The sequence below is a fragment of the Amaricoccus sp. genome, from assembly GCF_017995835.1.
In the GTDB taxonomy this organism is placed as follows: Bacteria; Pseudomonadota; Alphaproteobacteria; order Rhodobacterales; family Rhodobacteraceae; genus Amaricoccus.
Window position 1 is genome coordinate 1 of record NZ_JAGOID010000034.1, and the last position, 19221, is coordinate 19221.

Here is a 19221-nt window from a genome sequence, read left to right on the forward strand (position 1 = left end):
CGTAGTCGACGCCGTCCCTGGTCGTGACGTGCTCCATCACCACGCGCAGCTCCGGCGACGGGATCGGGGCGACGCTGACGGTGCATCACCTGATCCTGAACCGGAACCACATGCTCGTCGGCGGCATGCGGCCGCATTTCTACTGCCTGCCGATCCTGAAGCGGGAGGCGCATCGCAAGGCGCTGCGGGAGGCGGCGGTCTCGGGCGACGCGCGGTTCTTCCTCGGCACCGACAGCGCGCCGCACCCGGTCGACGCCAAGGAGGCGGAATGCTGCGCGGCCGGAGTGTTCTCGGCGCCCGTGGCGCTCGGCTGGCTGGCGCAGGTCTTCGAGGAGGAAGGCGCGCTCGGGCGGCTCGAGGGGTTCGCGTCGCTGCACGGGCCGGCGTTCTACGGGCTCGCGCCGAACGCGGGCACGGTGACGCTGGAGCGGGTCGAGACCCCTGCCCCGGGCGCGATCGCGATCGCGACCGGCGCCGGCCCGGTCCGGGTGTTCGACCCCGGCGTCCCGCTGCGGTGGCGGGTGCGCGGCCGATGACCGGGCTCATCACTCTCACGGCCCCCGCGGGGGCCTGCTGACGGAGACGAAACATGTCCGCCATTTCAGCCCCTTCCGACGCCGAGATCGCCCGCCTGACGGCGCGGATGCTGTGGGAGGTCGAGGCGGTGCATTTCCGCGGCGCCGAGCCGTTCCGCTTCACCTCGGGCCTTGCCTCGCCGGTCTATATCGACTGCCGCAAGCTGATCTCGTTTCCGCGGGTGCGCAGCGCGCTGATGGACTTCTCCTGCGCCAAGCTGATGCGCGAGGCGGGCTACGAGGCGTTCGACGCCGTGGCGGGAGGCGAGACGGCGGGCATCCCCTTTGCCGCCTTCATCGCCGAGCGGCTGGGGCTGCCCATGCTCTATGTGCGCAAGAAGCCCAAGGGCTTCGGCCGCAACGCCCAGATCGAGGGCTTCATGCCCGAGGGCGCGCGCGTGCTGCTGGTCGAGGACCTCGCCTCGGAAGGGGGCTCGAAACTGGTGTTTTCCCAAGCGGTCAGAGCGGCCGGCGGGGTGATGGCGCATTGCTCGGTGGTGTTCTTCTACGACATCTTCACCGACGCCCTGCCGAAGCTCGCGGCCGACGGGTTGACCCTCCACTGGCTCGCCACCTGGCGCGACGTGCTGGCGGAGGCGAAGGCGCAGGGGCGCTTCGACGCGGCCACGCTGGAGGCGGTCGAGGCGTTCCTCGACGACCCGCGGGGGTGGTCGGCGGCGAACGGAGGGGCGGAGCCGGCGGCCTGACCGAGGCGACGGATCGGCGAGGAACCGCAAAGGTTTACGGTGGGCGACGCGATGCACAACCCATGCACGGGGCGTATGCATTGCGTATGCATAGGGAAAAGGTCGGGATTGAACCGTTAAGCCCCGTTCGCCTTTGCCGTCGGATCATCCCTGGGCCCGTGGAAAGTCGACTCAGCGGAGGCAATTCGAAAGGCAAGGAGAAAGCGATCGAGGGCGCACTCAACTCATCCGCCCCCTGCCCTTCCCCTTGTACGTCCGCGTGCCGCCCCTGCCCGCCTTTGACCGTGGCGCATTCGCCTCCAACTCCGCCTCCACCGCGGATTGCCGCGCGAGCGGGTCGTCGTGGACGGCGAGGTCCACCGCCTCCAGCCGCTTGATCTCGTCGCGCAGCCGCGCAGCCTCCTCGAACTCGAGGTTCTCGGCGGCCTTGAGCATCGCCTTGCGCAACCCGTCGAGGTGCGCGGCGAGATTGCCGCCGACGAGCGGCTTCTCGACCCGCGCGGTGATGCGCGACTGGTCGGTGTCGCCGGCCCAGAGCCCCTCCAGCACGTCGGCGACGTTCTTGCGGATGGTCTCGGGCGTGATGCCGTGGGTCTCGTTGTAGGCGGTCTGCTTCTCGCGGCGGCGGCTGGTCTCCGCCATCGCCCGCTCCATCGAGCCGGTGATGCCGTCGGCGTACATGATCACCCGCCCGTCGGCGTTGCGCGCGGCGCGGCCGATGGTCTGGATCAGCGAGGTCTCGGAGCGGAGGAAGCCCTCCTTGTCGGCGTCGAGGATGGCGACGAGCGCGCATTCGGGGATGTCGAGCCCCTCGCGCAGCAGGTTGATGCCGACGAGCACGTCGAAGGCCCCGAGGCGGAGGTCGCGCAGGATCTCGATCCGCTCCAGCGTGTCGATGTCGGAGTGCATGTAGCGCACCCGGATACCCTGCTCGTGCAGGTACTCGGTCAGATCCTCGGCCATGCGCTTGGTCAGCACGGTGACGAGCGCGCGATTGCCGGCCGCCGCCACCTTGCGCAGTTCGTCGAGCAGGTCGTCGACCTGCATGGAGACGGGCCGGACCTCCACCGGCGGGTCGATGAGGCCGGTCGGGCGGATCACCTGCTCGGTGAAGACGCCGCCGGCCTGGTCGAGCTCCCAGGCGGACGGCGTCGCCGAGACGAAGACCGATTGCGGCCGCATCGCGTCCCATTCCTCGAACTTGAGCGGCCGGTTGTCCATGCAGGAGGGCAGCCGGAAGCCGTGCTCGGCGAGGGTGAACTTGCGCCGGTAATCGCCGCGATACATGCCGCCGATCTGCGGCACGGTCACATGGCTCTCGTCGGCGAAGACGATCGCCGAGTCGGGGATGTACTCGAAGAGCGTCGGCGGCGGCTCGCCGGGCTTGCGGCCGGTCAGATACCGCGAATAGTTCTCGATCCCGGCGCAGGAGCCGGTCGCCTCCAGCATCTCGAGGTCGAAGCGGGTGCGCTGCTCCAGCCGCTGCGCCTCGACGAGCTTGCCCTCGGCGACGAGCTGGTCGAGGCGGAGGCGCAGCTCCTCGCGGATGTTCCTGGTCGCCTGCGCGAGGGTGTGCCGCGGCGTCACGTAGTGCGAGTTCGCGTAGACGCGCACCCGGTCGAGCACGTCCGTCCGGGCCCCGGTCAGCGGATCGAACTCGGCGATCGATTCGAGCTCCTCGCCGAAGAAGCTCAACCGCCAGGCGCGGTCCTCGAGGTGAGCGGGCCAGATCTCCAGCGAATCACCCCGCACGCGAAAGGCGCCGCGCTGGAAGCCGACGTCGGCGCGGCGGTACTGCTGCTCGACGAGGCCCGCGATCACCCGGCGCTGGTCGCAAGGTCGCCCCGCGATCAGGTCCTGGGTCATCGCGCCGTAGGTCTCGACCGAGCCGATGCCGTAGATGCACGAGACCGAGGCGACGATGATCACGTCGTCGCGCTCGAGCAGCGCCCGGGTGGCCGCGTGACGCATCCGGTCTATCTGCTCGTTAATCTGCGATTCCTTCTCGATGAAGGTATCGGTCCGCGGCACGTAGGCCTCCGGCTGATAGTAATCGTAATACGATACGAAATACTCGACCGAGTTATCCGGGAAGAACCCCCGGAACTCTCCGTAAAGTTGTGCCGCCAAGGTCTTGTTGGGAGCGAGGATGATCGCGGGCCGTTGGGTCGCTTCGATGATCTTCGCCATCGTGAAGGTCTTGCCCGTCCCGGTGGCGCCGAGCAGGACCTGGTTGCGTTCCCCCGCCCCCACGCCGGCGACGAGTTCGGCGACCGCCGTGGGCTGGTCGCCCGCAGGCGCAAAGTCGGAGCGGAGCACGAAGCGGCGCCCGCCTTCCAGCTTGTCGCGACCGGAAGCAGGCCGCGTGGTCTCCGGCGGCTCGGGGGTTTGCGTCATCGGTTCCTCGGGGCGGGCGACAGGAGATGGGATGGCTTCGCTCAAGGTCAAGCTACCCTCGCGCTGGTCGCGATCCGAAGGCGGAAATCCCCCCGTGAGCGGAGAACCGCCGTTAGGGTGAATTTTAACGACTAAACCATTGCGTGTGGAGAACCCGACATGTTAAGTAAAGTTTGCAAGCAGCACAGTGGTCGTCGGTCGGGTGCGTACACCCACCCCACCCCTCGCTCCCTCGCACTCGCCCGACGACCCGCTGCTCGCATTCTCCCGGAAGGGCGGGAGATCCCGTCTTGAACGGCGCGCGCGCATTGGCGATAGTCGCGTCGGAGTCGGGAGATCGGCATGCTAGCCAAGATATATCAGCCGTCGCGCAGCGCCATGCAATCGGGTCAGGCGAAGACCCACGAATGGGTGCTCGAGTTCGTGCCGCAGACGCAGAAGGTTCTGGACCCGCTGATGGGCTGGACCGGCACCGCCGACCCCACGCGCCAGCTTCGCCTGAGCTTCGAGACCCGCGACGCGGCCATCGCCTATGCCGAACAGAACGGCATCGCCTTCCGGGTGTTCGAGCCGACGCCTCGCCGCCACATCCTGCGCGCGAACGGCTACGGCGACAACTTCGCCTTCCAGCGCCGGCAGGCCTGGACGCACTGATCCCGCCCCGGTCGACCGGGCCGCGGTTGCGATAACCGCTGGTTAACCTTCCGCCTCCATCGCTCGGGGATGTGCGCGTGCGTCCCCGCCATCGCTGTCGTGCTCGCCGCCCTTGTCGCCGCCGGCGAGGCCGCCGCCGGGGCGTGGCCGCGGGCGCCCGGCGAGGTGTTCCTCTCCTTCCGCGGCGAGATCGAGACGAGCGATGGCGGTCCGCAGCACAACGCCTCCGTTTACGGCGAGTACGGCCTGACCCGACGGGTGACGCTCGTCGCCCAGTTCGACAACGCGAACGACCCGTGGACGGCGCGCCGCTTCGGCACGGGCGTGCAGTTCGCCCTGTCCGGGCCGGATGCCGTCAACCGCTTCGCGATCGGGTTCGGCGCCTCGACGCCGCCTGACGTCGCGGGCGCGATGACCTCGACCCGGGGCGAGTTGTCGTTCGCCTGGGGCCGCGGCTTCGAGAGTCGCTGGGGCGGCGGATGGGCGACGGCGACCGCGCGGGTGATCTACGGCCGCGACACCCGCCGCCCGATCACCGACGTATCCGGCCTCGTCGGGCTGAAGCCAGCGCCGGGGCGCATGGCGATGCTGTCGGCCAGCCGCTATGCCGACGACGGCGGCGCATACTGGAAGGTCTCGCCCGCGCTCGGCTACCGGCTGCGCGGCGAGACATGGCTGGTGCCGAGCGTCACGCAGGAGTTGTCGGACGACCGCTCGACGGCCGTCGGGCTGGCGCTCTGGCTCACGTTCTGAGCGGCCGGCGGCGCAGACGGCTCCCCGCCTGCGCCGCAGATTCTCCTGGCCTTCCCGGAAGGACCGCGCGCCGTCGGCCGCTCAGAAGTCGAAAAGCTCGCCGAGGAAGCCCTCGCGCTTCTTGCGATACGGTCGGCCCTCATTGCGCTCGTCGCGCCGCTCCTCGGGGGCGCGCTCGGGGGCGCGGGTCGGCGCCGGGGCCGCAGCGCTGCGGTCGATGATCTTGTCGAGTTCGCCGCGGTCGAGCCACACGCCGCGGCACTTCGGGCAATAGTCGATCTCGACTCCGCTCCGGTCGCTCATCACCAGTTCGCTTCCGTCCACAGGGCACTGCATCGCGTCGCCTCCTCGTTCGCGTCCAGCCGGATATGGGGCGTGCGGGCGGCGGCGCAATCGCGCGCGCCGAAAACCTCCGGCATGCGCGGCGCGCCGCCAGGCACATCAGCCGAGCGCGTCCGCCGCCTTGCGCTCGCGCCGCCGGGCGTGGAGGATCGGCTCGGTATAGCCCGAGGGCTGGGTCCGCCCCGCGAAGACGAGGTCCGAGGCCGCGAGGTACGCGATCCCGTCGAATCCGGGCGCCATCGGCCGATAGGCGGGATCGCCCGCGTTCTGGCGATCCACCACCTCGGCCATCCGCCGCACGATGGCGCGCACCTCGTCCTCGCTCACCACGCCGTGGTGCAGCCAGTTGGCGATGTGCTGCGCCGAGATGCGGCAGGTGGCGCGGTCCTCCATAAGCCCGACGTCGTCGATGTCGGGCACCTTGGAGCAGCCGACGCCCTGGTCGATCCAGCGCACCACGTAGCCGAGGATGCCCTGGGCGTTGTTCTCGACCTCCCTGCGGATCTGGTCCTTCGACCACTTGCGGTAGGCGGCGACCGGGATCTCGAGGAGCGCGTCGACATAGGCCCGCCGGCCGCCCCGGGCGAGTTGCGCCTGCACGGCGAAGACGTCGATCTTGTGGTAGTGCAGCGCATGCAGCGTGGCCGCCGTCGGGCTCGGCACCCAGGCGCAGTTGGCGCCGGCCTTGGGGTGCTCGATCTTGGCCTCCAGCATGGCGGCCATCCTGTCGGGAACCGCCCACATGCCCTTGCCGATCTGCGCCTTGCCGGAGAGGCCGCATTCCAGCCCGATGTCGACGTTCTGGTTCTCGTAGGCCGTGATCCAGCCCTTGCGCTTGATGAAGTCCTTGCGGCTGAAGGGGCCCGCCTCCATCGAGGTGTGGATCTCGTCGCCGGTGCGGTCGAGGAAGCCGGTGTTGATGAAGACGAGCCGGCGCTTCGCCGCCCGGATGCACTCCTTGAGGTTGACCGAGGTGCGCCGCTCCTCGTCCATCACCCCGAGCTTGACCGTGTCCCGCGGCAGTCCGAGCGCCTTCTCCACGCGGGTGAAGGTCTCGTCGGCGAAGGCCACTTCGTCCGGCCCGTGCATCTTGGGCTTCACCACATAGACCGAGCCGGACGTCGAGTTGCGCGGGCCGGCGGTCTTGCGCAGGTCGTGCATGGCGATGAGCGCGGTCGTCATCGCGTCCATCAGGCCCTCGGGAATCTCGGCGCCGTCGCGGTCGAGGATCGCCGGGTTGGTCATCAGGTGCCCGACGTTGCGCACGAGCATCAGCGCGCGGCCCTTGACCACGATCTCCGATCCGTCGCGGCCGGTAAAGGCCAGGTCCGGGCTGAGGCTGCGGGTCATCGTCCGCCCGCCCTTGTCGAAGCTCTCCTCGAGGTCGCCCTTCATCAGGCCGAGCCAGTTGCGATAGGCCGCCACCTTGTCGGCGGCGTCGACGCAGGCGACCGAGTCCTCGCAATCCATGATCGCCGAGACGGCGCTCTCCAGCCGGACATCGGCGAGGCCCGCCTGGTCTCGCGAGCCGATCATGTGGGCGCGGTCGAAGACCAGCTCGACGTGGAGCCCGTGGTTCCGGAGCAGCACCGCCTGCGGCGCGCGCGGGTCGCCACGCCAGCCGACGAACTTTTCCGGCTCGACGAGAGGCAGATCGTCGACGAGCAGCACGCCGTCCTTGACGTGGTAGCGCCGCGCGTCGGCGTGGCTCGTGCCGGCGACCGGAAAGGCTTCGTCGAGGAACACCCGGGCGCGGGCGACGACGCGCGCGCCCCTGCCCCGCTCGTAGCCTCCGGCCGGCGGCAGCGAACCCATGGCGTCGGTGCCGTAGAGGCAGTCGTAGAGGCTGCCCCAGCGGGCGTTCGCGGCATTGAGCGCAAATCGGGCGTTGGTGATCGGCACGACCAGCTGCGGCCCGGCGATCGTCGCGATCTCGGGATCGACATTCGCGGTCTCGATCTGGAAGGCCGGGCCCTCGGGCAGGAGGTAGCCGATCTCGGCGAGGAAGGACTTGTAGGCCTCGAGGTCGTGCGGCGCGTTGCGGCGCGCGACGTGCCAGGCGTCGATCTTCGCCTGGATCGCCTCGCGCCTGGCGAGCAGCGCACGGTTCTTCGGGCCGAGTTCGTGCACGATCGCCGACAGCCCGTCCCAGAACGCGCCGGCCGCGACCCCCGTGCCCGGCAACGCCTCGTCCTCGATGAAAGCGGCCAGCTCCGCGGCGACCTGGAGTCCGCTGCGATCGACGCGATCCGGAGCGTTGCGAAGCGTTGTGGCCATCTCGTCCCCCGTAAGAGCCTGATCGTGGCCGTACCCTCCGTGGACCATGCGTCGCGGTCAAGGGCGGCATCGGGCGCGCGACCGGGAGCGGCCCGTCGAATCCGCCGAAAGCCTGCTGCGAAACCCTCTTGGCAGACAGGCGCAGATCGAATATCCGGCCCCCGGGCGCGTCCCCGGACCAGGGCGAGCGGGGCGCACTCAGGAACATCGCCCTGACGACGGAGCTCCGGCCATGAGCCAGCCCGCTGCGACGCTGTCGCCCCTTCCCCTCAAGCCGACCGTGAAGCCCGCGCGTCCCGACTTCTCCTCGGGTCCCTGCGCCAAGCGCCCCGGATGGACGCTCGAGGCCGTCGCCGCCCGCGCCTTCCTTGGCCGCAGCCATCGGGCGGCCAAGCCCAAGGCCCAGCTCAAGGACGCGATCGACCGCACCGCCCGGGTGCTGGGCGTGCCTGCGGACTACCGCGTCGGCATCGTGCCCGCCTCCGACACCGGCGCCTTCGAGATGGCCATGTGGTCGATGCTGGGCGCCCGGCCCGTCGACGTGCTGGTCTGGGAGAGCTTCGGCCAGGGCTGGGCCACCGACGCCACCAAGCAGCTGAAGCTCGCCGATTGCCGGGTGCTGACCGCGCCCTACGGGCAGTTGCCCGACCTCGGCGCCGTGCGCAGGGACGCCGATGTCTGCTTCACCTGGAACGGCACCACCAGCGGCGCCCGGGTTCCGAACGGCGACTGGATCGCCGCGGACCGCGAGGGGCTGACCTTCTGCGACGCCACCTCGGCGGCGTTCGCCCAAGATCTGCCCTGGGACAAGCTCGACGTCACCACCTTCTCCTGGCAGAAGGCCATGGGCGGCGAGGGCGGCCACGGCGTCCTGATCCTGTCGCCCCGCGCCGTTGAGCGGCTGGAGACCTTCACGCCGGACCGGCCGCTGCCGAAGATCTTCCGCATGACCAAGGGGGCGAAGCTGATCGAAGGCATCTTCGCCGGCGAGACGATCAACACCCCCTCGATGCTCGCCGTCGCCGACGCGGTCGACGCGCTCGACTGGATGGAAGGCATCGGCGGGCTCGACGCCACCCGCGCCCGCGCCGACGCGAACTTCGCGGCGCTGCAAGCCTGGGTCGACGCGACGGCGTGGGTGGAGAACCTCGTGGCGGATCCGGCGGCGCGGTCGAACACCTCCGTGTGCCTGTCGATCGTCGATGCCGGGATTGCAGCTCTCGACGAGGCGGCGCAGCGTGACTTCGTCAAGAAGCTGGCGAAGCTGCTCGAGACCGAGGGCGTCGCCTACGACATCGCCGGCTATCGCGACGCGCCTCCGGGCCTGCGCATCTGGTGCGGCACCACGGTGGACGCCGACGACGTGCAGGCGCTCGGGCCCTGGCTCGACTGGGCCTTCGCCGCCGCGCGCGCCTGACCCCTCCCCCTTTCCCGACCAGCGACGGGCCAGTGCGCCCGCCGATCCCGGAGTCATACCCATGCCCAAGGTTCTCATTTCCGACGAACTCAGCGACGCCGCCGTGCAGATCTTCCGCGATCGCGGCGTCGAGGTCGACTTCCAGCCGAAGCTCGGCAAGGACCCCGAGAAACTCGCCGCGATCATCGGCGGCTATGACGGCCTCGCCATCCGCTCGGCGACCAAGGTCACGGCCGACCTGATCGCGAAGGCCGGCAAGCTCCGCGTCATCGGCCGCGCCGGCATCGGCGTCGACAACGTCGACATTCCGGCGGCGAGCGCGAAGGGCGTCGTGGTGATGAACACGCCCTTCGGCAACTCGATCACCACCGCCGAGCACGCCATCGCCATGATGTTCGCCTGCGCCCGCCAGATCCCCGCCGCCGACGCCTCCACCCAGGCCGGCAAGTGGGAGAAGTCGCGCTTCATGGGCGCCGAGATCACCGGCAAGACCCTCGGCCTCATCGGCGCGGGCAACATCGGCTCGGTCGTCGCGGCCCGCGCCATCGGGCTCAGGATGAAGGTGATCGCCTACGATCCCTACCTCTCGGCCGAGCGGGCGCAGAGCCTCGGCATCGAACGCATCGAGGAGGTCGACGACCTCCTCGCGCGCGCCGACTTCGTCACCCTCCACGTCCCCAAGACCGACAAGACCGCCAACATCATCTCCGCCGCGCGCGTCGCCAGGATGAAGCCGGGCGCCCGCCTCATCAACTGCGCCCGCGGCGGCCTCGTCGACGAGGCCGCGGTCGCCGAGGCGCTGAAGTCGGGCCACCTCGCCGGCGCCGCCTTCGACGTCTTTTCGGTCGAGCCGGCGAAGGAGAACCCGCTCTTCGGCGCGCCGAACGTCGTCTGCACGCCCCACCTCGGCGCCGCGACCACCGAGGCGCAGGAGAACGTCGCGCTGCAGGTCGCCGAACAGATGTCGGACTACCTGGTGCAGGGCGCCATCTCGAACGCGATCAACGCGCCCTCCGTCACCGCCGAGGAAGCGCCGATCCTGCGCCCGTGGATCGGGCTCGCGGAGGTGCTCGGCAGCTTCGCCGGGCAGGTGACCGAGCACGCGATCACCGGGATCGAGATCGAATACGTGGGCGAGGTCGGCGAGCTGAACCTCAAGCCGCTGACGGCGGCGCTTACCGCCGGGCTGCTGAAGCCGCTGGTCGGCGAGGACGGCGTCAACATGGTCTCGGCGCCGCTCGTGGCGCGGGAGCGCGGCGTCAGCATCGCCGAGACGCGACGCGACGCCCAGGGCGCATTCGGCTCCTACATCCGGCTGATCGTGACCACCGAGGTCCAGACCCGCTCGGTCGCCGGCACGATCTATTCGGACGGCAAGCCGCGGTTCATCCAGATCAAGGGGATCGGGCTCGAGGCAGAACCGATGCCCTTCATGCTCTACACCACCAACACCGACACGCCGGGCTATATCGGCGCGCTGGGGACGAAGCTGGGGGCGCTCGGGATCAACATCGCCACCTTCGCGCTCGGGCGGGCGGAGAAGAGCGGCGAGGCGATCGCCTTCCTCGGCGTGGACGAACCGCTTGAGGCGGCGGCGCTCGCCGAACTCTCGAAGCTGCCCCAGATCCGGCAGGCCAAGGCGCTGCGGTTCTGAACGGCCTCCGCCTGAATGCCTCGCGCCTGCATTAGCGAGTCAATCCCGACTCTTTTGCCTGGCATATGCGTCGTGCATACGTCGTGCATGGAGCGTGCATCGAAGGATCCGCCGTAAATCCTTGATGCCGAAGTCTTCGGACGGGAACCGTTTGAGGGCCCGCCCGGTCCACCCCGATCGACGCGCCAACTCTTCTCCCGCGTTAAGGATGCCGGCGCCGCCAGGATAGGCGCCGGCATCCCGCTTGGGCTAGAGTCCAGTCGTTCGTGGTATGCGTACTGAGTATGGTGTAGTGAAGAAGAAGTTCCTGCTTTGCGTCGGGTGTCAGAAGGGCGGAACGACATGGCTTGCGGAGTATCTGGAGGGCGCTCCGGGCTTCCGGCTCGGGGCGCAAAAGGAGATGCACGTCCTCGACACGCACTTCTTCGCACCCGACTGGCTCCAGGGACGGCTCCGCAGCGATCGCGACCTGCTCGCAAAACTCCCCGCCGGAGCTGAGGCCGAGCGCGAGGAGGTAACGGAGAGGATAGCGGCGCGGGAGCTCTGCCAAGGTCTCGTCGGGGACCTCGACGCCTATGCACGCTATTTCCGCGACCTCGCGAAAAGCGCCGATGTCGTCGCCGACATGACCCCGAACTACGCGCTGCTGACCGCCGCGCAATGGCGGAGCACGCGCGACGCGCTCGAACGCAACGGTCTTGCGCCGAGGATCCTTTTCCTGATGCGAGACCCCGAGCGCCGGATGGAGTCGGCGTGGCGGATGCGCGAGCGCAACGCGCGCGGCAGCGTCGCCCCGCGAAGCCCCCGGCCGGTTCCACGCTGGCGGCTCCTCCTCCGTCGGGCGTCCGGCCCCGCGGGAGCGCAGGCGGCGTCGAACCACCCCTACCTCGCCTTCGCAAGCAACGACAATCTCGCGCGGTCGCGCTACGAGACCACGATCCGGGCGATCGAGCAGGTCTTCCCGGCCGAGGACATCCACTACGCGTTCTACGAGAATCTGTTCCGGCCGGACACGATCGCGGCGATCAACGCCTTCCTCGGCCTGCCCGACCGACCGGCGGACTTCGGCGCGCGCGTGAACGCCAGCCCCGTCGTGAAGCCCATCGACCCGGCCGAGCGGGCGCGCGTCCGCGCGCTCCTGGAACCCACCTACCGCTTCTGCGAGGAGCGGTTCGGCGAAGGCCAGATCCGGGCCATCTGGAAGCGATAGAAGCATCGGCTCGACGCCCCCGGACTGGCGCGGTTCTGGCGCGGTCAGGCGCCGTTGACGGCACGGGTCGCGTGGACGAATGTGGGGGGCCAGATCCGGACCACCACACGTGCAGCCAGCCGAAACCCCGGACCCGCCCGCGCCCGCGCCCCTCAACACCGAGGCGATCGCGCAGGCGCGGCGTCGGCGCATCCTCGCCTGGGTCATGCCGACGGCGACCATGGTCGCTTTCATCGGGCTGTGGGAATGGTGGGTCTGGGCTTATGATGTCCCGCACTACCTCGTGCCGGCGCCGTCGCGGATCGTGTCGACCCTGTGGACCGACGGGCCGAGCCTCTTGGTCTCGGCCTGGTTCACGGTGAAACTGACGGTGATGGCGCTCGCGCTCGCCGTGGTCGGCGGCGTGGGTCTCGGGGCGCTCTTCGCGCTGTCGCGCCCCGTCGAGATGAGCCTCTTTCCGTTCGCGGTCATCCTGCAGGTGACGCCCGTCGTCGCCATCGCTCCGCTGATCCTCATCTACGTCAACTCGACCTTCGCGGCGCTCTTGATCTGCGCCTGGATCGTGGCGTTCTTTCCGATCCTGTCGGGGACGGTGATCGGCCTGCGCTCGGCGGACCATAACCTGCGGGATCTGTTCACGCTCTACCGCGCCACGCCCTGGCAGCGGCTGCGCTTCCTGCTCGCACCCTCGGCGCTCCCCTACTTCATGGCATCGCTCAAGGTCGCGGGCGGGCTGGCGCTGATCGGCGCCGTCGTCGCCGAATTCGTCGCCGGCACCACGGGGCGCAACACCGGTCTCGCCAGCCGGATCATCGAAAGCTCGTTTCGCAACGAGATCCCGCGGATGTTCGCGGCGCTGACGCTGGTCTCGCTGCTCGGCATCGCCATCTTCGCGCTCACCTCCTGGGCCTCGCGCAAGGTGCTCGGGCACTGGCACGAGAGCGAGATCCGGCGTGAGACCTGAGACGCTCGAGGCGGTCCGGCTCGGCGGCGCCTCGGTCGATGTGACCGTCGCCGGCGGCAGGATCGCGCGGGTGACGCCTTCGGCGCGCGTGCCGGCGCGGATGGTCCTGCCGCTCCTCGTGGACGCCCATGTCCACCTCGACAAGACCCATACCGCGCAGCGGATCGGGCGGCGGCCGCAGTCGTTGCACGAGGCGATCGAGCTGCATCTCGCGGACATGGCGCGCTGGACCGCCGCGGACGTGCGGGCGCGGGCGAGCCTCGGGCTGGCCGAGGCCGAGGCGCAGGGGATCGGGGCGCTGCGGACCCATGTCGACTGGATCGCGCCGGAGGCTCCGCTGGCCTGGGCCGTGCTGGGCGAGCTGGCCGAGGAATGGCGCGGTCGCGTGCGCGTGGACCGGGCCGCGCTCGCGCCCCTCGACCTGCTGGCGAGCGAGGCCGGGCCGGGGATCGCCGACCGGGTCGCGGCGGACGGGGCGACGCTCGGGGCCTTCGTCTACGGCGGCGAACACCAGCCAGCGAAGCTCGAGGCGGTGTTCGCGCTGGCGCTGCGACGGGATCTCGCGCTCGACTTCCACGTCGACGAGGGGCTCGGGCGCGAGCTGGTGGGCGTCGACACCATCGTCGACCTGACCGGCCGGCTCGGCATGGCCGGGCGGGTGCTGTGCGGCCATTGCTGCGCGCTCTCGGCCCGGGCGGAAGCCGATGCGGCGCGCGTGCTCGATGCGGCCGCCAAGGCGGGGGTCGCGATGGTGGCGCTGCCGACGACGAACCTCTACCTCCAGGACGCGCGCGAGGGGCGGACGCCGCGGCTCCTCGGAATCGCGCCAGTGCAGGAGGCTCGGGCGGCGGGCGTGCCGGTCGCCCTGGCGCTCGACAACGTCAGGGACGCCTTCTATCCCTACGGCGAATACGACCTTCTCGACGCCTGGAGGCTCGGCGTGCTGGCGGCGCATCTGGAGCCCGACGACTGGATCGACGCCGCAGGCCCCGTGCCGGCGGCCGCGCTCGGGCTCGCGCCGCAGCGGATCGCCGCCGGGGAGCCCGCGGATTTCATCCTGATCGACGCGGCCTCGCCCGCCGATCTGGTCTCGCGCCCGCGCGCCCGGCGCGAGGTCTGGCGCAATGGCGCGCCGCTCGGGGCCGCACGAGAGGAGGCGCTGACCGCATGACCCGCCCGGCCCCCGAGACGATCGCCGCGCTGCGCGACGAACTCGACGGGATCGTCGTCACCGACGATCCCGCCTACGTCGCGGCGAAATCGCGCGACTACTACTGGTACTCCCCGATCCTCGACCGCGATCTGGCCGGACGGACCGGCGATCTCGTCGTGAGGCCGAGGGACGAGGCCGAGGTGGTCCGCGTCGCCGCCGCCTGCGCGCGCCACGGCGTGCCGCTGACGGTGCGGGGCGGCGGCACCGGCAATTACGGCCAGTGCGTGCCGCTCGCCGGCGGCGTGGTGCTTGAACTGACCGGGCTCGACCAGGTTCTGGAGATCGGTTCCGGCAAGGTGCGGACACAGGCCGGCATCCGCATCGCCGCGCTCGACGCCGCCGTGGGCGAGACCGGGCAGATGCTCAACATGTGGCCCTCGACCCGGCGGCTCGCGACCATCGGCGGCTTCATCGCCGGGGGCTCGGGCGGCGTCGGCTCGCTCCGGCACGGGATGCTGCGCGACGGCGAGAACGTGCTCTCGGCCCGCGTGGTGACGCTCGACGCCGCGCCGCGAGCGGTGACGCTGACCGGGCGCGAGGTGGACAAGGTGCAGCACGCCTACGGCACCAACGGCATCATCACCGAGGTCGAACTGGCGCTGAGCCCGCTGGTGGAATGGCTCGACGCCGTCGCATTGTTCGACGGCTACGAGACGGCGCTGCGCTTCGCCGTGGCGGCGCAGGAGCGGCTCGACGCCTTCCTGATGACCCCGGTCGATCGGCGCTTCGCGCCGTTCTACACGCGGATGACAGCGGTCTTTCCGGCCGATCGCGACGCGGTCTTCGCGATGATCGCCCCGGGCGAGCGTGCCGCGTTCGAAGCGCTCGCGGCCGAGTTCGGCGGCGCCGTGAGCCATGCGATGACGGCGACCGAGGTCGAGGCGGCGAAACTGACGCCGGCCTATGAATGCGGATGGAACCACACGACGTTGCAGGCGCTCAAGAAGGACCGGGGGTGGACCTACCTCCAGGTCGCCTATCCGCGCCCCTTCGATCCGGCGCTGGTGACGCGACAGATGGCGCGATACGGCGACGAGATGCTGATGCATCACGAGATGGCGCGGCTCGACGGCGTGGTCCAGATCTTCGCCCTGCCGCTGGTGCGCTGGACGACGAAGCAGCGGATGTACGAGATCATCGCCGAACTGGAGGCGGAGGGCTGCGCGGTCTACGATCCGCACGCCTACACGATCGAGGACGGCGGGATGAAGGAGATCGACGCGGCGCAGATCGCGTTCAAGCGTCAGGCCGATCCCCTCGGCCTGATGAACCCGGGAAAGACGAGGGGCTGGACGGCCCGGATGGCCGGAACGTGAGAGGACGGGACATGAGAACGACGATTCTGGTCGCGCTGCTGGCGATCGCGGCCGCGCCGCTCTCGGCGCAGGAACTCACCAAGGTGCGCTTCGGCACCAACTGGTTCGCCCAGGGCGGCCATGGCGGCTGGTACCAGGCGCAGGCCGACGGAACGATGGCGAAGCACGGGATCGACCTCGAGATCGTCCAGGGCGGGCCGCAGGTGAACAACCGGCCGATGCTGCCCGCCGGCCAGCTCGATTTCCTGATGGCGGGGAACCTGCTCCTCAGCTTCGACAACGTCCGGAACGAGATCCCGACGGTGGTGGTGGCGGCCTTCTACCAGAAGGACCCGCAAATCCTCCTCGCGCACAAGGGCGTCTACAAGGACTTCGCCGACCTGACCAACGCGCCGAAGATCCTGATCTCTCGCGACGGCCAGATCAGCTTCTGGCGCTGGCTGGTGTTCGAGCACGGCTTCAAGGACGAGCAGCTGCGGCCCTATTCCTACAACCTCGCCGAGTTCCTGACCGACGAGACCGTGGTGCAGCAGGGCTACGGCACTGCGGAGCCGCTCTATGCGCGCAAGGAGGGGGCCGATCCGGAGAGCTTCCTCCTCGCGGACTACGGGTGGAACACGTACTCCACGACCATCGAGGCCCGCACCGACATGGTGGCGGAGGACCCGGAAGTGGTTCAGGCCTTCATCGACGCCTCGATCGAGGGCTGGTACACCTACCTTTACGGCGACGCTACGCTCGGGAACGAGGCGATCATGGCCGCGAACCCCGAATACACCCTGGAGCGCCTGACCGAGGAGATCGCGGCGATGAAGGAGCTCGGCATCGTCGATTCCGGGCTCGCGCGCGAGAAAGGCATCGGGGCGATGTCGAACGACCAGATCGCGGCCTTCCACGACCTGGCCGTGCGCACGGGCATCCTCGAGGCCGGGTCGGTCGACGTCAGCAAGGTCGCCACCGAGCAGTTCGTGAACAAGGGCGTCGGCCTCCCGCTCCGCAAGGAGCTCACGGGCGAGTGAGGATCCTCGTCGTCTTCTGCCACCCCTGCGGGGAGAGCCTCGCGGCGCGACTATGCAGCGCCGTGACCGAGACGCTCGCCGCCGGAGGTCACGAGGTGCGACTGCGCGACCTCTATGCCGAGGGGTTCGACCCGGTGATCCGCCAGGAGGAATGGCGCGACTATTTCGGCGACAACAAGGCGAACGCCGAGGCGGTCGCGAGCCATCTCGAGGACCTGCGCTGGGCCGAGGGCCTCGCGCTCGTCTACCCGACCTGGTGGTACGGGCCGCCGGCGATGCTCAAGGGCTGGCTGGAGCGGGTCTGGCTGCCCGGCGTGACCTTCGACGTGCCTAAGACGCGGATGGGAATCGTGACGCGCAAGCTCGACAACATCCGTCTCTTCGTGGCGGTGACCACGAGCGGCAGCCCGTGGTGGTGGCTGCGGCTGATCCGCGACCCGGGGCGGAGCCTCTTCACCCGCGGCATGCGTCCGCTGTTCCATCCGCGCTGCCGGGTGGTGTGGCGGCAACTCTATTCGATGGACAGCGCATCCCAGGCCCGGCGCGACGCCTTCGTCGCGCGCGTGACCGCAACGCTCAGACAGGTGGCGCCATGACCGGGCCCGCCAGGCCGCTGGCCCGCTATGCGCCCTGGGTGCGGCGCGGCGACTTCGTCTTCCTGTCCGGCGTCGTGCCGCTCGACGCCGCCGCCGGGAGGGTGGTGCGTGGCTTCGCCGACCTGCCGCCCGGCGTTCCCGAGACCATCGGCGCGACCGGCGAGTTTTCGGCCGACGCCAGGGACGGGCCGATTCTCGCGCAGTCCTGGTTCGTGCTCGACCGGGTGCGCGCCACGATCGAGGACGCCGGCGGCACGATGGCGGACGTCTTCAAGCTGGTGCAGTACTTCACCAATCTCGATCACTTCCCGCGCTACAACGCGGTGCGGCGGCGGTTCTTCCCCGACGCGCCCCCGGTCTCGACCGTGGTCGAGGTGAGCGGGCTCATGCCCTCCGCCGAGGTGCTGGTCGAGGTCGAGGCCACGGCGTGGCTCCCGGCGACCCGCTGACGCCAAGGGGCGCGTCATCCGCGCATCGGCATGAGAAGTTGCCGCTTGACGATTGAAAAATTTAACCAATCGGCCAGCATCCGCCGGTGCGCCCCCCGGGCGCCAAGTTTCCGCTATGCCGCAGTTGCGTTTGGTCCTAGTGTCCGGCCGAAACCCAAGCCGCGCCCAGATCGAAGATGTACCTGCCCGAGAACGACGCCCAGCTCTACGACATCCTCAGCGAGCTGCGCGTCTACGCACAGACGAACGCGCTGCCCGGCCTCGCGGAGGAACTCGACGACGCACTGGTGCTGCTCGCCTCGGAGATGCGCCGCAACGCCCGCAAGGCAGCGGCTGCCCGCGCCGAGGACCGCCGCTAGGGCCGGTCTCCGCCTCCGCCCGTCGCCACGCCGTCGAGCGGCGCGCCGCCGGCGCCGCGATCCCCCTTCAGGCATTCATACTGGCGGAAACCCTATCGAGCAGGCGCCTTCCCGCCAAAGGGCGGGGAGAGACAAAGGACTCGCGGCCGCTTGCGGCCGCTCCGCCAGGGAGGCCGCAAAGGCGGCCGACCGTCAGCGCCGTCCGAGCGGGGGGCGCGCCCGCGCGCCTCCCCGAGGACGGCGCTCCCCCCGGCCGGCGGCGGCCCTGCTCCGCCGCGGCCTCGCGTAAGGCGCGCATCGGTGGCCTGAGCCTCGGCGCGGCCGAGCGCGGTTCGCAAGGTTGTGGGTTGCGTCTGATATGACATGTCATCCTGCACAGCGGGGAAACCCGAGACGGCGCACGCCCGAGGGAGGACACAATGCAAGCCATCACCATCGACGGCCTGTCGTTCCACGTCGAGACCACGGGAGATCCGGGAGCGCCGGCGATCGTCTTCGCCAACGCGCTCGGCACGGACCTGCGGGTCTGGGACGCGGTGACGCCGCTGCTGCCCGCGGGCCTCCACGTGATCCGCTACGACAAGCGCGGACACGGGCTGTCGGACGACGCGCCGGGGCGATGGCGGATCGAAGATTTCGCCGACGATCTCGCCGGCATTCTCGACAGGCTCGACGTCTCCGGGGCGGCGGTGGTCGGCCTGTCCGTCGGCGGGCTGATCGCGCAGTCGCTGGCGGCGCGCCGCCCCGACCTCGTGCGCGTGCTCATCCTGTCCGGAACCGCGGCGAAGATCGGCGACGACGCGCTCTGGAACGAGCGCATCGGCGTCGTCTCCGGGCAGGGCGTCGCGGCCGTCGCCGACGCGATCCTGGAGCGCTGGTTCTCGCCGGACTTCCGCGAACGCGACCCGAGCTTTGCGGTCTGGCGGAACATGCTGCTGCGCAGTCCCCTCGGCGGCTACGTGGCGACCTGCGGCGCGATCCGCGACGCCGACCTCACCGAGAGCACGCGCGCGCTGGCGCTCCCGACGCTCGCCATGGTCGGCGCGCTCGACGGGTCGACGCCGCCCGACCTCGTCCGCGGCACGGCGGCGCTCATCGCGGGCGCGCGGTTCGAGATCCTCCCCGGGGTCGGCCACATCCCGGGCGTGGAGCGGCCCGACCTGGTGGCCGGAGTGATCGGCGACTTCCTTAAGGAATCCGGCCATGTCATCGACGCGAAGGTCCCTGCCTGAGCGGGGCGAGACAAGCAGATGAAACGGCATGATTTTGTCTGGCTGGAACGCGGCTGGAACCGGGCTGGAATCCGCCTTGCCACTTTT

At 70.0% G+C, this 19221-nt stretch carries 17 protein-coding genes and 1 pseudogene; 15 read left to right on the forward strand and 3 right to left on the reverse strand.

Annotated elements, in window-relative coordinates:
* Positions 1-5 precede the first annotated feature (5 nt).
* Positions 6-536 (forward strand): annotated as a pseudogene (locus KBA23_RS07465) (dihydroorotase); the annotation flags it as partial.
* Between the two features lie 53 nt (positions 537-589).
* The gene (locus KBA23_RS07470) at positions 590-1282 is read left to right on the forward strand and encodes an orotate phosphoribosyltransferase (RefSeq protein WP_290738808.1); all 693 of its coding nucleotides are present in this window, start codon (positions 590-592) and stop codon (positions 1280-1282) included.
* Between the two features lie 219 nt (positions 1283-1501).
* Here the strand turns inward: KBA23_RS07470 and uvrB are convergent, their stop codons facing one another.
* Positions 1502-3679, reverse strand: coding sequence for an excinuclease ABC subunit UvrB (gene uvrB, locus KBA23_RS07475; RefSeq protein ID WP_290738811.1), 2178 nt, complete (start codon positions 3677-3679; stop codon positions 1502-1504).
* Between the two features lie 342 nt (positions 3680-4021).
* On the opposite strand from uvrB, the gene KBA23_RS07480 reads away from it, so the two are divergent.
* Positions 4022-4333: an ETC complex I subunit gene (locus KBA23_RS07480; protein WP_290738816.1), complete on the forward strand. Its 312-nt coding sequence runs from the start codon at positions 4022-4024 to the stop codon at positions 4331-4333.
* Between the two features lie 99 nt (positions 4334-4432).
* Positions 4433-5086, forward strand: coding sequence for a hypothetical protein (locus KBA23_RS07485; RefSeq protein ID WP_290738819.1), 654 nt, complete (start codon positions 4433-4435; stop codon positions 5084-5086).
* Between the two features lie 81 nt (positions 5087-5167).
* Here the strand turns inward: KBA23_RS07485 and KBA23_RS07490 are convergent, their stop codons facing one another.
* Positions 5168-5422 (reverse strand): zf-TFIIB domain-containing protein, encoded by a 255-nt coding sequence (locus KBA23_RS07490; RefSeq protein WP_290738822.1) that lies wholly within the window; start codon positions 5420-5422, stop codon positions 5168-5170.
* A 105-nt stretch (positions 5423-5527) separates the two neighbouring features.
* Positions 5528-7705 carry a malate synthase G gene (locus KBA23_RS07495; protein ID WP_290738825.1) on the reverse strand — a complete coding sequence of 726 codons (2178 nt, stop codon included), beginning with the start codon at positions 7703-7705 and terminating at the stop codon, positions 5528-5530.
* 232 nt (positions 7706-7937) lie between these two features.
* Between KBA23_RS07495 and KBA23_RS07500 the strand changes: the two genes are divergently transcribed.
* The 11 genes from KBA23_RS07500 (at position 7938) to pcaD (ending at position 19134) form a co-directional block, all read left to right on the forward strand.
* Positions 7938-9122 carry a phosphoserine transaminase gene (locus KBA23_RS07500; RefSeq protein WP_290738827.1) on the forward strand — a complete coding sequence of 395 codons (1185 nt, stop codon included), beginning with the start codon at positions 7938-7940 and terminating at the stop codon, positions 9120-9122.
* Between the two features lie 61 nt (positions 9123-9183).
* On the forward strand, positions 9184-10776 hold the full coding sequence (gene serA, locus KBA23_RS07505; protein WP_290738829.1) for a phosphoglycerate dehydrogenase: 1593 nt from the start codon (positions 9184-9186) through the stop codon (positions 10774-10776).
* A gap of 292 nt (positions 10777-11068) precedes the next feature.
* Entirely contained in the window at positions 11069-11986 is a 918-nt protein-coding gene (locus KBA23_RS07510) for a hypothetical protein (protein WP_290738832.1), read from the forward strand.
* Positions 11987-12095: 109 nt separating this feature from the next.
* Entirely contained in the window at positions 12096-12950 is an 855-nt protein-coding gene (locus tag KBA23_RS07515; RefSeq protein WP_290738835.1) for an ABC transporter permease, read from the forward strand.
* Positions 12940-14121, forward strand: a complete 1182-nt coding sequence (locus KBA23_RS07520; protein WP_290738838.1) for an amidohydrolase family protein — start codon at positions 12940-12942, stop codon at positions 14119-14121. Before KBA23_RS07515 ends, KBA23_RS07520 begins: the two co-directional genes overlap by 11 nt.
* Positions 14118-15479 (forward strand): FAD-binding oxidoreductase, encoded by a 1362-nt coding sequence (locus KBA23_RS07525; RefSeq protein ID WP_290738840.1) that lies wholly within the window; start codon positions 14118-14120, stop codon positions 15477-15479. Before KBA23_RS07520 ends, KBA23_RS07525 begins: the two co-directional genes overlap by 4 nt.
* A gap of 11 nt (positions 15480-15490) precedes the next feature.
* Positions 15491-16498 carry an ABC transporter substrate-binding protein gene (locus tag KBA23_RS07530; protein WP_290738842.1) on the forward strand — a complete coding sequence of 336 codons (1008 nt, stop codon included), beginning with the start codon at positions 15491-15493 and terminating at the stop codon, positions 16496-16498.
* Entirely contained in the window at positions 16495-17094 is a 600-nt protein-coding gene (locus KBA23_RS07535; RefSeq protein WP_290738844.1) for an NAD(P)H-dependent oxidoreductase, read from the forward strand. The genes KBA23_RS07530 and KBA23_RS07535 overlap by 4 nt, the downstream gene beginning before the upstream one ends.
* Entirely contained in the window at positions 17091-17543 is a 453-nt protein-coding gene (locus tag KBA23_RS07540) for a RidA family protein (RefSeq protein ID WP_290738848.1), read from the forward strand. The genes KBA23_RS07535 and KBA23_RS07540 overlap by 4 nt, the downstream gene beginning before the upstream one ends.
* 176 nt (positions 17544-17719) lie before the next feature.
* On the forward strand, positions 17720-17902 hold the full coding sequence (locus KBA23_RS07545; protein ID WP_290738851.1) for a hypothetical protein: 183 nt from the start codon (positions 17720-17722) through the stop codon (positions 17900-17902).
* A gap of 419 nt (positions 17903-18321) precedes the next feature.
* Entirely contained in the window at positions 18322-19134 is an 813-nt protein-coding gene (pcaD, locus tag KBA23_RS07550; protein WP_290738854.1) for a 3-oxoadipate enol-lactonase, read from the forward strand.
* Positions 19135-19221: the final 87 nt, after the last annotated feature.

Bases quoted from the DNA above. Each gene is read 5' to 3' on its own strand.
- KBA23_RS07470 (WP_290738808.1), top strand. From the start codon at position 590: ATGTCCGCCATTTCAGCCCCTTCCGACGCCGAGATCGCCCGCCTGACG.
- uvrB (WP_290738811.1), bottom strand. From the start codon at position 3,679: ATGACGCAAACCCCCGAGCCGCCGGAGACCACGCGGCCTGCTTCCGGT.
- KBA23_RS07480 (WP_290738816.1), top strand. From the start codon at position 4,022: ATGCTAGCCAAGATATATCAGCCGTCGCGCAGCGCCATGCAATCGGGT.
- KBA23_RS07490 (WP_290738822.1), bottom strand. From the start codon at position 5,422: ATGCAGTGCCCTGTGGACGGAAGCGAACTGGTGATGAGCGACCGGAGC.
- KBA23_RS07495 (WP_290738825.1), bottom strand. From the start codon at position 7,705: ATGGCCACAACGCTTCGCAACGCTCCGGATCGCGTCGATCGCAGCGGA.
- KBA23_RS07500 (WP_290738827.1), top strand. From the start codon at position 7,938: ATGAGCCAGCCCGCTGCGACGCTGTCGCCCCTTCCCCTCAAGCCGACC.
- serA (WP_290738829.1), top strand. From the start codon at position 9,184: ATGCCCAAGGTTCTCATTTCCGACGAACTCAGCGACGCCGCCGTGCAG.
- KBA23_RS07525 (WP_290738840.1), top strand. From the start codon at position 14,118: ATGACCCGCCCGGCCCCCGAGACGATCGCCGCGCTGCGCGACGAACTC.
- KBA23_RS07530 (WP_290738842.1), top strand. From the start codon at position 15,491: ATGAGAACGACGATTCTGGTCGCGCTGCTGGCGATCGCGGCCGCGCCG.
- KBA23_RS07540 (WP_290738848.1), top strand. From the start codon at position 17,091: ATGACCGGGCCCGCCAGGCCGCTGGCCCGCTATGCGCCCTGGGTGCGG.
- KBA23_RS07545 (WP_290738851.1), top strand. From the start codon at position 17,720: ATGTACCTGCCCGAGAACGACGCCCAGCTCTACGACATCCTCAGCGAG.
- pcaD (WP_290738854.1), top strand. From the start codon at position 18,322: ATGCAAGCCATCACCATCGACGGCCTGTCGTTCCACGTCGAGACCACG.